The following is a 15,116-nucleotide window of genomic DNA, read 5'->3' as shown; positions in this document are numbered from 1 at the left end:
CAAGTTTTCCCTTGGTAGGTTGGTTGCGGATAGCGGAGGCGTGCTACTTCACTAGCCAGCGCTCAAGAAGCGTTCGGATGCCTGCCTTGACGGAACGCCATTGCGAGAGGCCATTTTTGTCTGGCATCGACCCTTCAACGACGAGCGATAGGTCACGAAACATCAGTTTGTATTTACAAGCTGGCTCAGCAAGGGTCGTGGCGTGACATCTAATCATCACTTCCTCGTGTCCCTCTTCGAGGTTGAAGTAAGTGGCCTCGGAATCGTCTGAATAACTGAGCCGGATTAGCCCGTCATACGCGAAGGAGAGTCTATACTCGCCATGGGCAATCCCTATGAGATTTTCCAATATCCTCGGTGGTGGCACGGTGGCCGATGTGACTTCCTCGACGAATGGCGCCTTCACAAGGTACTCGTCGTCACTAGGCCGCGAGCGACCGGGCTCCTGCGGCCGCCAGTCGGGCTTGCTCCAAGAGTCTTCTTTCGGTGCTCGCAGATCTGGCATCCAGAAAGCGAATTCGAAACGGTTCCGGACAGGCGCACAATTGATGCGTTCCGGTGTTTGCCTCCCGGTTCCATAAGCATAAGGGACAGCGAACTGCCGCTGCCCCATCTGGAATTTAACAAGGTAGTCCGGATCGATTGTCAGTTTGCGATAGTAGGCGCCGAGATTGTCCTGGGGTTCCGGCTTGCAAGGATAGTCTTGTGCCGCGGCAGTGCCGGCGCACAGCAGCAGTACTGCGATCGGCAAGCTCGGACCGACGTCACGCCAAGCGAACATTCGCCTGCATCTTTCCCAAGATTTACCCAAACTCACATGTCCCGAAAATCGATTGCCGAACGGCAACTGCTCATCTATCTTCTACAGTTGTGGAGCTAGCAGTTACACGCAACTGCGGCAAGAGATTCTGTTGCACCTCAACTCATTTCTGACGTGTTGCGATCAGGGGGGCAAAGCAAAGAACGGCATAGCCTCCCGTCGATACATCATGCGATCTTTCGAGCACATACAGGGAACATCATGTGAACCCGAGTAGTCGTGGATAAATGGCAGCCAAGGTGTATCCACCGTCACTCACTACATAGGTTGTTAAAAATCCACTCGTATCCCGCTCGCCCCCGGCATTGGTGCCGAAAGCAACGGAATGCGAGTATGCCAAAACCAGACCTTTCATCACGTCATTTTCAGCGAAAAATCTCCGAATTCTGCGATGTGCGCATCGCGCCCATCGCACCGAAGCGGGCGCTGGAGAATCTCAGGCCCTACCTCACCAGCCTCATCATTTATCGCAAGTCGCCGCCACTGCTGAATGGTCGCATCGACTGGACCGCGACCGCCGACGCCTGCGGGATCGCCGACGAATTGACTGCGGATCTGAAGAAGCAACTTCGTCCGGGAATTGACGCGATCATCCGTTGGCTCGGGGAGCCAGCAGTAGTGGAAGACATTCGGCCAAAGAAGCAGACCACCAAATCAAGCGAGCGCGATCAGCGTCGCTCGACAACCACTGCGCCCTCCACCCGAAAACCACAACGGGTTGGCGCCCACGATACTCATTTCCACTCTGCTTCTACGCCAAGGGGCCCCCAACCGAAACCGCTGCAGCCGTCTCCGGATCCTCTGTTCGAAGCGAGTGAAGACCCCGCGAGTTTTCAGGAAGCGCTCATTTATCATATGCGCAGGTTCGGCGACACATACTGGCAACTCTATCGCGCCGTTATTCGGCTGGGTGAGACGTTCGACGACAAGACGCTGCTGTCCTGGATCCAGGGCGAGCGCGTGCCTCGATCCGTCGCGAGCTTCGGGATCCTTTCGCGCATCGAGCAGCGATACCGACTGTCGGTTGGATACTTCAAGGCGAAGCTGCCTCATCAGTCCCGCTCTCTCCATGGTCACGACCTTGGCGATATCAGCCCCGCGGAACGGCGACGGATTGCGTTGCATCTTCCCGACGATTTCGGCAGCCTGCCGTTTACCAAGCGGGAGGAGATTGTCGACTGGGTGCGCCGAGTCATCATCTCGGGTTCAACGGACTACCGACGTTACCAGGCTGCGGCGACCAAACAACGTTACGCCATCCGGTTTCCGGGCGTCACATACGGTGGAGGATCGCTGTCGCCGCGAGCGTTCACCTCGGCAGCGAGCGCTAACACCAATGCTACGGAAACATTTGAAGACCCTGATCTCCTGTCCGGCGTCGTCGATGCGCCGCCGCGGCTAGCAATGGAAATGGCCGATTTGATCCGGTTCAAAACATCGACGCTGACGGCGATTGGCTTTCAGCGGAACGGCGTATGGGGCGAGGAAACCGCGTCGCAAAAGATTGAACATCTCGGCCTGATGTTCGGCGCTCTCGCTGCCTCCCCTGCCTGTATTGTAAAGGGCCGCGGCGTCCCGCTCAGCCAAATGACCTTTGGACTGCTGATTTTCCCCGGCGTCTGGGATTGGTATCTGCAGTGGCGGGAGCAACGCCGCGGTTTCTACACCAAGTGGGAGGAGGACATGTTGATGGTCGCGCAAGCTCTCACGCGCGCGGAAGTCGGTTGGATCCGTCAGCATCCCGAGCTCATCAAGTATGTCAGACCCATCGAAGGACTGATCGCGCCCGAGGAGATCGAGTTCGCTTCTCGTGACTGGCATGGTGCCTGCGACGCGTTTCATCGGCACGCCGCCAACCGTTCCAAGGAGGTTCAACGTGTGATGCGTGTGCATCGCGATCCCTTTGAACCGATCATGTGCATTCTGGAAGCGGACAGCCCACTGGCGGAATATCGCAAGATCACAGACGAGATTTTGAAACGTATGCCAGACGAAAACCGGTACCCGCGAGCGGCTGCAGAGTCGGTCCGGTCCTTCCTCATGCTTCGACTGGGCCTCCACCTGGGCCTCCGACAAAAGAATCTTCGCCAGCTTCGTGTCTGCCCGCGCGGCCAATTTCCAACGTCCGAACGACGACTGGAAGACATGAAGTGTGGAGAACTGCGCTGGAGCGACCGAGACGGTGGATGGGAGGTGCTCATCCCGTCGGTCGCCTTCAAGAACTCCGGATCATCATTCTTCGGGCAGAAGCCGTTCCGGCTCGTCCTTCCGGACCTGCTTGATCTCTACAAATATCTCAACGCCTATATTGATCGCCATCGCGGTGTGTTGCTCGGTTCGGCAAAGGACCCGAAAACGCTCTTCGTCAAAACGGTGAAGACGACCAGCCTGGACGCGGCATACGATTCGACTACATTTTACGAAGCGTGGCGAACCGTGATCCAACGATATGGAATCTACAATCCCTACACTGGCCGGGGCGCCATCAAGGGTTTGCTACCGCACGGTCCTCATAATCTTCGAGACGTGCTCGCGACACATATCCTGAAGCAGACTGGATCCTACGAGCAGGCGAGTTACGCCATTCAGGACACGCCAGATGTTGTGCAGCAGCACTACGGTCGTTTTCTGCCACAGGACAAAGCGGCGCTTGCCGCAAAGATACTCAACCAGGTCTGGGAGGCCGCATAGCCGGCCAAGACAGACTACGGACGCCGAACAACCCCGGATAGATGCGAAGGCCACTTCAGCATCTATCCGGCGCTAATGGCGACGCCTTGAAGGGATCCGAACCACTGACCTAGTCACCAAACGACCAAGCATCTCGTATGCTTGAAGAATCTCCCACCAAGGCTCATTGCCCTTGGGTCCAGCATCCATGTTGAGGCTACAGTGACGAGTGAGTTGCCAACGAGTCATTACTCGGCGGCTGATTGCATCGACTGTCCGCCCAGTTCGACACCAGCACGCTCGAACAAATCTTGATTCTGCTCGATCACATCGCGGAATGTCATTCGATACGAGACATCGGGGACGATCCCTGTATCTTCCAGTACACGTCCCTCATTTGCCTTCACCCGCAACGCGCGGCGCATCGTCAGGCTTACGTAGATTCCGTTTGGAAGATCGGTAAGGCCAGCAGGGCTTCGCGCCAAATAGACGGCGAGCTCCGCGCCCATCCATGGCTGATAACGAACGACATGAGAAAGCACGCCGTCGTGAATTGTCCATGCGGTATCACTGCCATCGACCTGGGCGGGCGACAGAGCCGCCTTCTTCGACAGGGAGACCCCAGCGGCATTAAAAGCATCGACGATTTGTGCCGAGAGTTTTCCGCCTTCAAGGTCGGCTTTCAGATCCCCATCAAGACGAAAATCGGGATTTAGAATGCGCACGACATCCCAGCCCCAGTTATTGCCTCCAGCCGCGGCCATGTTGCTGTCTGTGCAGATAACCTTCCCGATTTCGTTGTCGATGAAACCGGCCGCGAACATGTCTGCTGTGCTGAAAGCCAGAGCGTCGCTGATCAGAACCACTGGACCGCTGTATTTGCGCCCGACCTTATTGTAATCGGCATCATCGCCCTCAATTGGGATGCCCCGCGTATAGGCTTCCCCCGTCTTGAATGCCTCTGCGAATGAGGGACGCCATTTGACGAAAGCATCGCTGGCTTCTGCCATGGCGCGGGTCAGATCGGTGACGCGAAACTGGAACCGAGCCGGCACAATCGGCTGTGGACTGAAAAGCTGGAGCACCCGTTCGCCCGCTGCTATGTACCCGCCGGTGTTTCCTCGGATATCAAAGATAAGGCCATTCTGCGGAAGCGTCGGAAGAATCGGCACCAGCGCAGTGACCAGGTCATCGACCTCGTTCGCGCGAAATGACCAGAAGCGTAGATAGGCAAAAGTACCGGCATTTGTCGCAATGGTGCCGTAGTCGATAACACCCTGCGCCGTGCTTCCCTGGATATCGGGGACACCCAACTCGGCTGGGACTGGTTTGGCAGGTGGCGCCGCATCGAAAGTTTGAGGTGCGGTGAGCACACGCCGCGCATTCTGAAGGTCCATCAGAAGGAGGTCGCCACCAAAGCCGGTCAGATTGCGCCCGAGGGCGGGATAAGTTGGCGCCGCCGCTGCATCGAACCCGGTCCACGTAAAGCGTTCTTCAGAGATAGAACCACTAAGCGAAAAACGGAGATCGACCCATTCCTCGAGTGGTGGCCCAAACTGCTTGAGGGGACGGTGCGTGAGAAATGCGAGGCTCCGCGCAAGGGATGCTGCTTCGTTTCCACCGTCGAACAGATTTGCGGTTAGGCGAACATAGCGGTCGATCGGTATTCCGTTCCAGTGGGTGACGCGCGCCCCTGGCTGGAGCACTTTGAACTTCACATCCACATCAACCTTGGTGACGACGTATATCTCGGCTCCACCATCCCAGCAGGTTTCGATCATAAAGGGCAGCACGGCTGCGGTCCCATAGGGTGCTCGTCCATAGAACATGACGTGCCGATCTCTGACGCGAGCGAGTATTTCGACCAGGTTCTCGTGGAATTCAGCGTCAGTCATGGCATCAAGCTGCAGCCGGAGCAGCCCCAGAGCTCGGACTGGATCGAAGCCGTAGATCGCCTTTTTGCGGTTGAGGTTGACGTAGAAGCTATCAAGGGCAATCGTCAGTTGGTCGACGAGACGCTGTCGATCCGCAAAGGCATAGATAGGCGCTACCGCCAGGCCTGCGGCGGGCAACGCAAAAGTCTTGGCAAGCAGCTTTCCGCCCGGCGAGTGGATTCGGGACTCGATCACACGGGCCCTGCCCTTGGGGACCGGGCTACCAAGATTTCGCTTCGACTTTTCACGTTTCGACATTCTTGAACTCCCCCTATTTGCTATCCATGGCCGCACTCTTGCCCGCGACGTCGTTTTGACTGCACTCCCCAGCGCACAACGTCCTCGGCCCTTAGCTGGCCATTCGCCGCGCTCTGCGGTATCTCGCATTGCCTGCGCCGCTGCGCTCAGCGCTTAAACGTAATGCTCAAGAGTTTCGGATCATGGTCGCTGATCTGTTTTTCCTCCGGGAGAACCGAATTGACGTGCAGCGTGCGCATTTCTGCCGATTGTCCTTCGCCGAGCAGTACGAGCGCATGGTCGAGTGATTGCGAATTGCCTTGGAAGGTATAGCTCACGCGATCGAGAGGCTCGTTGTCGAGAGCCATGTTCCTCAGATCCGGCATGCCGCCGGTCAGAAGGAGCAGTGGCTCCTCATACCAGAAGGTGTTGAAATCCCCGACGATCACGACCGATCGTCGACCGTCCGCCGGAAGGGAGCGAATGAACTCGCGAACAGCGCGCGCCTGGCCGATGCGAATGAGGCCGGTGCTATCTTTAGGCGGCTGGATCGTTCCGTAGAGGGGGTCACTTCCCGACTTAGACGAGAAGTGAACGTTGATGATCATCACCTCGGTTCCATGGAACTTCAATGGAAGTGCCAGCGGGAGCCTTGTGCGCTCGAAGGACGGATCGCCAATCCGCTTGGCCAAGTTTGCGTCCACAACTGCACGCTGAGGGTTGACCAGGTAGGCTAGACGGATGTTCCCGCCCGGCTGCCCACCTTCCGCATCATCGACCGGATTGAGCGAAACCGCTTGATAGGCTGGACCACCCGCAGCCGAGATCGCATCAGTCAAGGTGCGAAGGGTTTTTTCAGCGCCGACCTCGTCGCTGAGTTCGCCTCCATCGTCATCCTGAACTTCCTGAAGGGCAACCACGTCGGGTGCACCGAGAAGTTTGACAATGTGGTCGGCAACCGCAGCGAATTTCTTCGCGCCCACATCGTCATCCACGTCATCCGTCGATGGAACCTTGGCAGGCTCTTCAACCTTGGCATCGAGGTTTTCGACATTGTAGCTGGCGATGGTGAGGACATCGGCAGAGGGCTGCGTTTCCACAGGAGGGAACTGCCAAACCTTTGGAACATATTCTGCATGGGATTGCAGTTGTATCCCATATGAACCACCGTCAGTTATGACGACGCCGCCGAGACGCGAGAACTGATCTCCTACCGATACCAGGAAGTTCGCCGGCACGAACGGCTTTCCGATCTGGACGCGAATTCGCTCAGGATTGGCATCGCCCGGAGTGGCCGTGATGCCGCCAAGCGAGTTCATGCCCGTCGCATTCGCCCCGCGATCCGCAACGACATAAAAAGCATTCGATTTCTTAGCCAGCGGTCCCACGACAATCGGCTCAGCGATCGTGACGAGCATGCCCTCCAGAGTTTCGAAGAAGTCGGCGCCGGAACGCTCGGGATCAAACGAGCCTGTGGCGGAAACGATCACTTCAGTAGGAGGCTTTCGGCCGGAAGCACCGATCGTTACCGGGGTCGGTATGGCGCCGGAGCCGATCTTGGTAAAGATGGAGCGAGTGACCGTTGTCGTGGAAAACTCACCGAAGCCGCCGCTCTGCTCCTCAACTGAGCCTTCGACTCTGACGACATCACCGATCTGAAGGCCGACCGGCTCACGACGAACCAGAATTCCGTCGGAGGTCAGGTGGTTTCCATCACCAATCGGATCCTGGACAAAAAATGTCTTGTCGCGGATTTGGGTCACCACTCCTTCGAAGCGGACCACCTTTCCATCCAAAGGAGACACATGACCAAGCCCCTGAATTTTGGGGATCGTCGTGACCTCCGCGGCATAACCCGACGAAGCAACACAACAAGCCCCTAAAGCAACGAGAAAACCGCCTATACGCATACCCCTGCCTCCTGATCTTTCCGCTACGACTCCGATTATCGACTCGACGGAGGCGTAGACGGCGCTCATTTTCACCACTCTCGCACTCCGTAACTGACCTTTTGAAGTTCCGGATTGAACAAGTAGGCCATCACTTCTGCGTCACAGACATTGCCCTCGATAAGGTCAGCGAGGTTTTCGCTCACAGTTGTCGAGCCACCGCCTGATTCCGCGACTTTCACCAGTTTGGGATCGGGATTGAAACCACCGTCTGACGCCATCGCGCACCGTCGAGAAGGCAGCAACGCCGCCACAGCCTTCGTCTGCTCGTTTGACAAAGACCACCCTAAGGGAAGGTCGATTTCGTCAAGGGGCAACCTATGGAAGAAGAACCCAGAATTCACGTCGAAATGGGTAATGCATGCGCCAAGCCCACAAAACGTCGTCTTCGAACGATCGAGCGCGAGCACCCCACGCGCTTCTCTCGCGTTTAGCATCGTTCGTATTGGGTCGAAGAGAAACGATTGCGACAACTGCGATGGGTTCTCGTCGTCGGAACCCTGGTCCACCGTCGAAATTGCATAGTGGGCAAAAAACACATGGTCATCGCAACCCGACCAAGCAGCATTCGCTTCGAAGGCGTGTTCAATTTTCAGCTGACATTCTGCCCATTTGGGATCGTCGGACTCGTTTCCGACCTCCTTGTCGAATGCCTTGGTCTCAGCCATCGTACGAATATCTTTGATGACGTCGAGCACGGTCTCGGCACCAGAGTTTTCGAAGTACCCTCCATCGCCCAGAAGCCGATCCCGATTTTTCTCCACGCTCAGTCTCGCGGTCGGTGTAATCCACGGAAATCGCGCACTCGTCGATGCTGCGTCAGCAACCGTGACGTCGTGTTCGAGATAGGCGGGGAACCATTCAACCAAAGACTGCCCCCAATCAGAGGTGAGGGGCGAAAAGACGAAGCGCTGGCCGCGCTGCACGTCGGACGAAACAAACATCAACAAGGGCTGGTTCCCCTTCACGTCAAAGCTGTTCCTCATGGGAAGGTCGAAGATGCGGCTAGGTTTTGGCAATGCATCGCGCATCGAAAGCCCGAGAACGGAAGCCCGATCATCCTGGAAGAGTCGACCGGGCAACAACGCATCAAGAAGTTCGGCGAACAGCATGCGGGCGAGCACCGGCGAGAGGTGATCCCGCGCGAGCGTACTCATGTCGACGCGGTCATCCGTTAACTTGCACGGCTTCAGTGGCGCATTTACCTCCGAAGGCGCTAGTGACTCGGCAAACAACACGTTGCCGAACGAACCTCCAGATACGCCGACGGTGGCAAATACATGCTGCGCGAAACTGGCACATCGGTCCTGAAAAGACCTCAACGCGGCATAGGCATGCGCTGCGGCGTAAATTCCGCCTCCCTCAGACGAGACCAAAATAACCGGATAGGGCCGTTTTGCCGCTCTATATCGATCGAGGTCTTTGCGCTGGTGCAGCCACTTCAGGAACGTGCGCGATATTCCTCCCTCGAAGCGAGCGGACTCGCTTTCCGCAATCCGAAGATCATGATTGTTGGTCGCAGAAAAGATGAGGACCAAAGCGAACACGACGGCCACCGCCGCGCCAATCCTTGGTCGAAGAAAGAGCAGGGCAACAGCGATGGCAATCAGGCCTAAGGCGACGACAATGGTGCCCAGCACGCCCAGGAAACGGGGAAAGTCGATGGGGAAATAAATCGTTGCCGCCACAGTCACCACGGTCAAAACGAGCCATACTTCGGCGAGGAGAGCCACCGGAGACAACACCCTCATTCTTAGGTGAGGCCATGCGGCAACCGTTGCCGAGATGGAAAGCAAAGCTACCAAGATCGGGACCAGAGTCTGGCCACCCGAGCGGATGATTGCGATCGTCGCAAGCATGGCCGGAAGATTGACGAGGAGGAGATCGAACCATCTCGGCTGCGCCCGGTATCCGAGAAGGACAAGCTGCGCCCATGCGCAAAGGGTAAGAAAGAAGTAGCAGAGGCCGAGATAGGCATACTGCCCCGATGCTTGCGCCAAAACGTGCTCGATCTGCGAAGGCAGAAACAAAGCAAAAAAGAAATATGGGACATAGGCCAGGATAAATGCACGCCGAAGGATTGAACTCATTGATGCCCCCAGCAGAGTTCCCCGAACAAAGGAAACCATAACACCACGCTCTCTGGTTGAACAGGTTCAACCGATTTTCTCGCCCTATTGTTGAACTCCTGCCGATGGCCTAACGTCCGTGCGGTGGAGCAAGACAACGACGAGCCAGAAGAACTCGCTGCTCGTACCTGGGGAGATCAAATGACTGAAAATGCCTATTTCGCGTTCTGGCAGGCGTCGCCGGACGGCATCGTGAACACGTTTTTCTTCAAGTTGACAGACCCTGCCAAGATAGCCGAGGCACGAGCAATCCTAGCCGACACATCGCTCATTCGGCGACACGTTCACGGCACGATCCGCCAATCGCGCGTCGCGTACAATCCAAACTGGTCGTTTCACATCGATCCTGAGTCCGTCGGCTTTTTTGAAAGGCAGATCGAAGTATGCGACGCGAACATGGCTCACATCGATAGTCGGCTCGACGAGGTTGGTGGTAGCTTCCTCCCACGTTCATTTTGGTGCCCTTGGTCTTCAGCGATCGCCGCAGAGGTCACCCATCTCGTCGAACCAGAAACCGAGAAGCTTAAAATTTAGCGTCCTAGCGAGCCGATGGCGGAGCTGGGCGGCTCATATAAGCGGTGAGGTCAGCAGGGACGGCCTCCCGTGACGATTCCCTAACATTTTCACGTCGTCGCGGGCTTCGCTCCCCAACGCGCGCCCAGGCTACACTCGCAAAACAGGTCATCGGTAAAGTCGCGTGGGGCCTCGCTCATATGCGCCCTACTCCTTTGCTGCGGGCGCGACGTTGGACACGTTCGAGGTCGAAAGGGCTCGCCCAACCCTACCCTTAATGTTTGCGCGCGGTATCCGACGGGTCACTATGAATTCCTACCACCGATTTTCAACATGACCTTCCGCTTGGATTTCCGCTCGGGTGCTGGGCGTTTTTGGCAACCCAGCATTGCGTCTCGAATTTTAGTCGGATAAAAATTAGAAGGCGGCCCGAAAATGACCTGGTGGGAAAATTGAGACTATATATCATAGAGATATTTTTCATTGCTTTCATTGTATTAGCTCCGTTTCTTCTGCAATCAAAACAACATTTGCGGGATATGGAGGGAGGACCTGTTCAAAGGCTCATGAAAAGAGCCATCTATCTGCTGTTCTTATTGCTGCCGACCTACGCCCTGCTCGATTTTGTTTCCGAGCAATTCCTCGGGCAAAAGCTTCCACCAATCCGCAGTTTTTTTGGAGGCAATGGCACGACCGGGGACGTAGCCACCAATACTACCCGGATCGGGTCGGAACCGTTGGCCCTCACTTCCACAGAAGTCTGTGGGCGCGCGCTGAGCAGCGATCGCAGCGGCTGGGCGTCCTCTCGCGACGCTGAACGCTTTGTCATCCGATCCCAGGAGCACGGAGACAGCGTTGACACATGTCGCGAAAGGCTCGGTCTCAGAACCCTGAAAGAGGAGAAAACTCAGAAGGAGGTCGATAGAATTCGCAACCTTACCAGCCTTTCCGTATGCCAGAGCGCGCTCGACGGAAGCCGATCGGATTTTTCAACCGCGGAGCATAAGCAGCTCTATGTTGTTGAAGCACTGCGGCGTGAGCTTTCGCCACAGACTTGTACCCGGCTCGGCAACGGCATCAGCACTGTCGAGCCTGACCGGTCTGAGCCACAACCGGTTTTGAAGCAGCCTAGCAAATTCGTCGATCCCCGAAGCGGTCTTCCTGTTTCGGTTGTTTCAAACGCATCGCTACCTTACGCCAACATGCGCACCGGACCTGGTAGAGAGTTTAAGCTGGTCAGCAAACTTCCAAACGGGATTGAAGTATTGATTTATGGGCCTGTCCTGTCAGGAAGCGGTAGCCAATGGTGCCGCATCGCAACCGGCGACGGCAAGAAGGGTTTCATATCCGCCGATTTTCTGCCCGACGCCTGTGAGTTGACCGCGCAGCAGTTCGAGTTTTTACAGGCCAAGAACAAAGCCGAGGCGGACGAGGCCGCAAAACTTGCCCATGATTTTCTCACGATTATCGGCAACATCTCCAAGCGATAGCGTCAGCGTGCGCTGACAAAATCTGAACGGAATGCCGTGCGCAGATTGCAGCGGCAACGTCCGTTCACTGAACCGATAAGCGGCGCTCGCCTATAACAAGCCGGCGTTTAATTTCGTTCGAAGCAGGTCTGACGCAAGTGGACTTATGTGGCCCATTGAAGTTGAATTTTCGCCTTGGTGGTTGTGTAAATCCTTACATTTTCTCGTGTCTCAAAACTCAACGGAGAGCCCAGGTAAGCACTTAAAAGGTCTTGATGGGATTTGAACCTCCGACGGGTTTGGCTGAATACGCTAAAGTGCTGTATATATGTGTCAAAATATCCTTCATACACAGGAGTGGTCCGCGGTGAGCCGAGAGCCGACAATTTTGGACGTAGCCAATGAAACGCCGATCACGTTTGAGCTGCTTGATGAAGCTTACGCGTTGCAGGCGTGTATGTCCGCCGAAGAGCGCAACGACAATGATCTACAGGTGGCACGGATTGTTGATCTACTGGAACAAGGCGGAATGCATGATGACTATCAGCTCCGAGCATCTGTGGCGTCGATCCGACTTCGACAGCGTGCACTTGAACTGTTAGTTCAAGATGGCGGGGCACCGGGGTTCACGCTGCCCACGACAGAGGTTGGAAGGACCACAGTCCATCGCGATCTTTTCCGATGTGCAGCTGCCGAGCCGCTTGTATCCATCGCTGGACAGCCCCGCTTCGATCCCGATAGCTTTCGACGCCGCTTACTCAGTTTCACGGAAACAGCAGGCAGTTCATGAACCAGCAGATGACGATAGGCGTGTTGGCCTTCGGGCTCGATGCGCGAATTAACGCCCAATTTGCCATTGTTCACTGCGCAGATCCGCAGCGTAATACGTGCCGATGATCGTATGGGAAGGCGGCCGCCGAGTCCTGCAACAGTGCGTAGCTCGCGGCAGGACCGCCGGATGCCACTAGGCCGATCCATGTATGCCGATCGTTGTTGACTGAAGCGTGATCATACCCCTGACCACGCCGATCACGAACAGCTGGTAGCTCAACCCACACGATGTTCCAGAGTGTTCCTTGACTTTGATGTCACCCACTGGTACACCCAGGAACATCATTGGGGGCACGGGCGTGATCAAGTATACCGCTACCAAAACGCAGAACCCCGGACGCCCAGGCTGGAGCGTGACGTTCCGGCATCCAATGCGGCGTGACACAAAGCGAAAGACCGGCCTAAAAGTCCGTCGAGGCCTTGGGACCACGTCTGCTGACGAGGCGGAAAAGCTGGTCAGCCAAATGAACACGCTCCTTTCCGATCCAAGATGGTGGAGCGTTGCGCGGAAGCCGGAGGCCTCGCAGAACTTTGATCCCAGGATCGTCGACGCCTTTTATGACGATATCGAGGTTGCACACGTCGACAATCGGGCGCTGAGGGACGACATAATGCCTCTCTTGGGCGCCTCCGACGGCTACACCAAGGTTTTGTTCGTCGGCACCACGGGCGCCGGAAAAACCTCTCTTGTACGTCACCTCATCGGTTCAGACCCCGATGAAGACCGTTTTCCGTCGACATCGACCGCCAAGACGACCATTGCCGAGACCGAGGTGATTCTGAAGCCTGGAACGAAGCATGAGGCGGTCGTCACCTTTTTCACCGAGCAAGAACTACGGATTGCAATCGAAGAATGCGTCCTCAACGCCTGCACCGCCGTCCTGACGAACAGTCCTGATGAGCGGGTCGCTGACAGGTTTCTCAATCACGCTGACCAGCGGTATCGACTGGGATACACTCTTGGAAACTGGCGGAAGAGCGCTGCGGTTGATGTCTCGGCCGATGATTGGGATTTTGACGCAACTCCTTCCGCGGAGGCGCACTCATCAGCGGACGAAGATGCTGTCCCGGCCGCTGAGGCTGAGAGAAACCAGAAAGGCTTGGAGCGATATGTCGCCCGCGTCCGGGAGATGGTGAAATCGATTGCCATCCCCCATCTCGTGACGCTTGGCGTTGAGTACGAAACCGCAAGCCCCGAGGACTGGGACACAGCGCTGGATTTGCTTGAGGGCGAATTCTACGACAGCAATGAATTTCCTGATCTGGTCCAGGATGTCATCGACGACATCCAGGCGCGACTTGATCTCGTGCCAGGTGGGAAATTCGAGCGAACACACTCCGGCTGGCCGCAATCATGGAGCTTCACCTCTGAAGATCGTGGCGAATTCATTCGGCAAGTCAGATGGTTTTCGAGCAATTTCGCACCGTCTTATGGACGGTTGCTGACACCTTTGGTTGACGGCGTGCGTGTCTCGGGCCCCCTTTTCCCGAAGTTCACGTCAGAACAGCCTCGCCTGATTCTACTCGACGGCCAAGGGCTTGGCCACACGCCGGACAGCACCGCAAGCATCGCGACGTCGATCACCAAGCGCTTTGCCGAGGTTGATGTTATCCTTTTAGTCGACAACGCTGAACAGCCGATGCAAGCCTCGCCTCTCGCTGTCCTGTCGTCAGTCGGAACTGCCGGTTATCACAGCAAGCTCGCGGTAGCCTTTACCCACTTCGACCAGGTCAAAGGCGACAACCTCCCGACCTTCGTCGCGAAGCGAGATCACGTCCTGGCGTCTGTCAGAAACGGCCTGACCTCGTTGCGTGAGGTCGTCGGCGGCGGCGTAGCGAATTCTCTAGGGAAATCCATCGAAGCGAACAGCTACATGCTTGGAGCGCTTCACGAAAAGAGCGCCCGACTTCCAGGCGGCGTGCAGAAGGAACTCGAACGCTTCTTTCAACAGTGCAGGAACGCCATAGCTTCTGTCGTCAAGGCAGATGTCGCGCCTCGCTACAATCTTGTCGGCCTCGACTTTGCTATTCAGGCCGCAACGACCCGTTTCGCCGACAGATGGGCGTCGAAACTCGGCGTTGGCGGAAGGGGCGGCACGCAGAAGGAACATTGGACTCGCGTAAAGGCGTTGAACCGACGCGTGGTTGTCGGCATTGACCATTATAGCAACCTGCAGCCCGTCGCTGACCTAATACGGGAGTTGCAGACGCAAGTCTCACGATTTCTGGACAGCCCTTCATCCTGGGTGCGGGCGCCCGCGTCGGAGGACGAAGCTCAGGAAGCCCTTGCGGACGTCCGAAATCGCGTGTTCCGGACCCTGCATGATTTCTCCAGACAGAGGATCGTGGAGGAGCAAATCATCGCCTGGCAGCGAGCATTCGACCTCGCGGGTCGTGGGTCATCGCAGCAGCGGTCAGAGCAGATAAATCTTCTTCTTCACCATGCAGCGCCGGTCCCCGGTCCGGACATGTCACCAATCAAAATTGAATTCATAAAGACCATTAGAACTCTCGTGGCAGATGCCATTCGAGAGGCACGTGGTGAACTCGAAACTATTTGATGC

The 15,116-nt window shown here is 56.4% G+C and carries 9 protein-coding genes; 5 read left to right on the top strand and 4 right to left on the bottom strand.

Features of this window, described 5'->3' with window-relative positions; genetic code table 11:
• Nucleotides 1-43: 43 nt before the first annotated feature.
• On the bottom strand, nt 44-781 hold the full coding sequence (locus BLU15_RS29085) for a hypothetical protein (protein ID WP_090300177.1): 738 nt from the start codon (nt 779-781) through the stop codon (nt 44-46).
• Nucleotides 782-1,153: 372 nt separating this feature from the next.
• Between BLU15_RS29085 and BLU15_RS29080 the strand changes: the two genes are divergently transcribed.
• Nucleotides 1,154-3,511, top strand: coding sequence for a hypothetical protein (locus BLU15_RS29080; RefSeq protein WP_090300174.1), 2,358 nt, complete (start codon nt 1,154-1,156; stop codon nt 3,509-3,511).
• Nucleotides 3,512-3,738: 227 nt separating this feature from the next.
• Here BLU15_RS29080 and BLU15_RS29075 read toward each other — a convergent pair whose 3' ends face one another.
• From BLU15_RS29075 to BLU15_RS29065, 3 genes are all read right to left on the bottom strand, one after another.
• Complete coding sequence (locus tag BLU15_RS29075) at nt 3,739-5,682, bottom strand: S41 family peptidase (RefSeq protein ID WP_176960383.1); 1,944 nt, start codon at nt 5,680-5,682, stop codon at nt 3,739-3,741.
• A 146-nt stretch (nt 5,683-5,828) separates the two neighbouring features.
• Nucleotides 5,829-7,571 (bottom strand): endonuclease/exonuclease/phosphatase family protein, encoded by a 1,743-nt coding sequence (locus tag BLU15_RS29070; protein ID WP_176960382.1) that lies wholly within the window; start codon nt 7,569-7,571, stop codon nt 5,829-5,831.
• Between the two features lie 71 nt (nt 7,572-7,642).
• The gene (locus BLU15_RS29065) at nt 7,643-9,700 is read right to left on the bottom strand and encodes a hypothetical protein (RefSeq protein WP_090300168.1); all 2,058 of its coding nucleotides are present in this window, start codon (nt 9,698-9,700) and stop codon (nt 7,643-7,645) included.
• Nucleotides 9,701-9,880: 180 nt separating this feature from the next.
• On the opposite strand from BLU15_RS29065, the gene BLU15_RS29060 reads away from it, so the two are divergent.
• The 4 genes from BLU15_RS29060 to BLU15_RS29050 all read left to right on the top strand — a co-directional run bounded on the left by BLU15_RS29060 (nt 9,881) and on the right by BLU15_RS29050 (nt 15,113).
• The gene (locus BLU15_RS29060; RefSeq protein ID WP_090300166.1) at nt 9,881-10,273 is read left to right on the top strand and encodes a BP74-related protein; all 393 of its coding nucleotides are present in this window, start codon (nt 9,881-9,883) and stop codon (nt 10,271-10,273) included.
• A 431-nt stretch (nt 10,274-10,704) separates the two neighbouring features.
• Complete coding sequence (locus tag BLU15_RS29055) at nt 10,705-11,742, top strand: SH3 domain-containing protein (RefSeq protein ID WP_090300164.1); 1,038 nt, start codon at nt 10,705-10,707, stop codon at nt 11,740-11,742.
• A 346-nt stretch (nt 11,743-12,088) separates the two neighbouring features.
• On the top strand, nt 12,089-12,511 hold the full coding sequence (locus tag BLU15_RS39110; protein WP_143034280.1) for a hypothetical protein: 423 nt from the start codon (nt 12,089-12,091) through the stop codon (nt 12,509-12,511).
• Between the two features lie 340 nt (nt 12,512-12,851).
• Nucleotides 12,852-15,113, top strand: coding sequence for a Rab family GTPase (locus tag BLU15_RS29050; RefSeq protein WP_143034279.1), 2,262 nt, complete (start codon nt 12,852-12,854; stop codon nt 15,111-15,113).
• Nucleotides 15,114-15,116: the final 3 nt, after the last annotated feature.

This window comes from Ensifer sp. YR511 (assembly GCF_900103045.1).
Taxonomy (GTDB): domain Bacteria; phylum Pseudomonadota; class Alphaproteobacteria; order Rhizobiales; family Rhizobiaceae; genus Ensifer; species Ensifer adhaerens.
The sequence above is the reverse complement of the archived record's forward strand: the minus strand, read 5'-3'. Positions and strand labels throughout refer to the sequence as shown.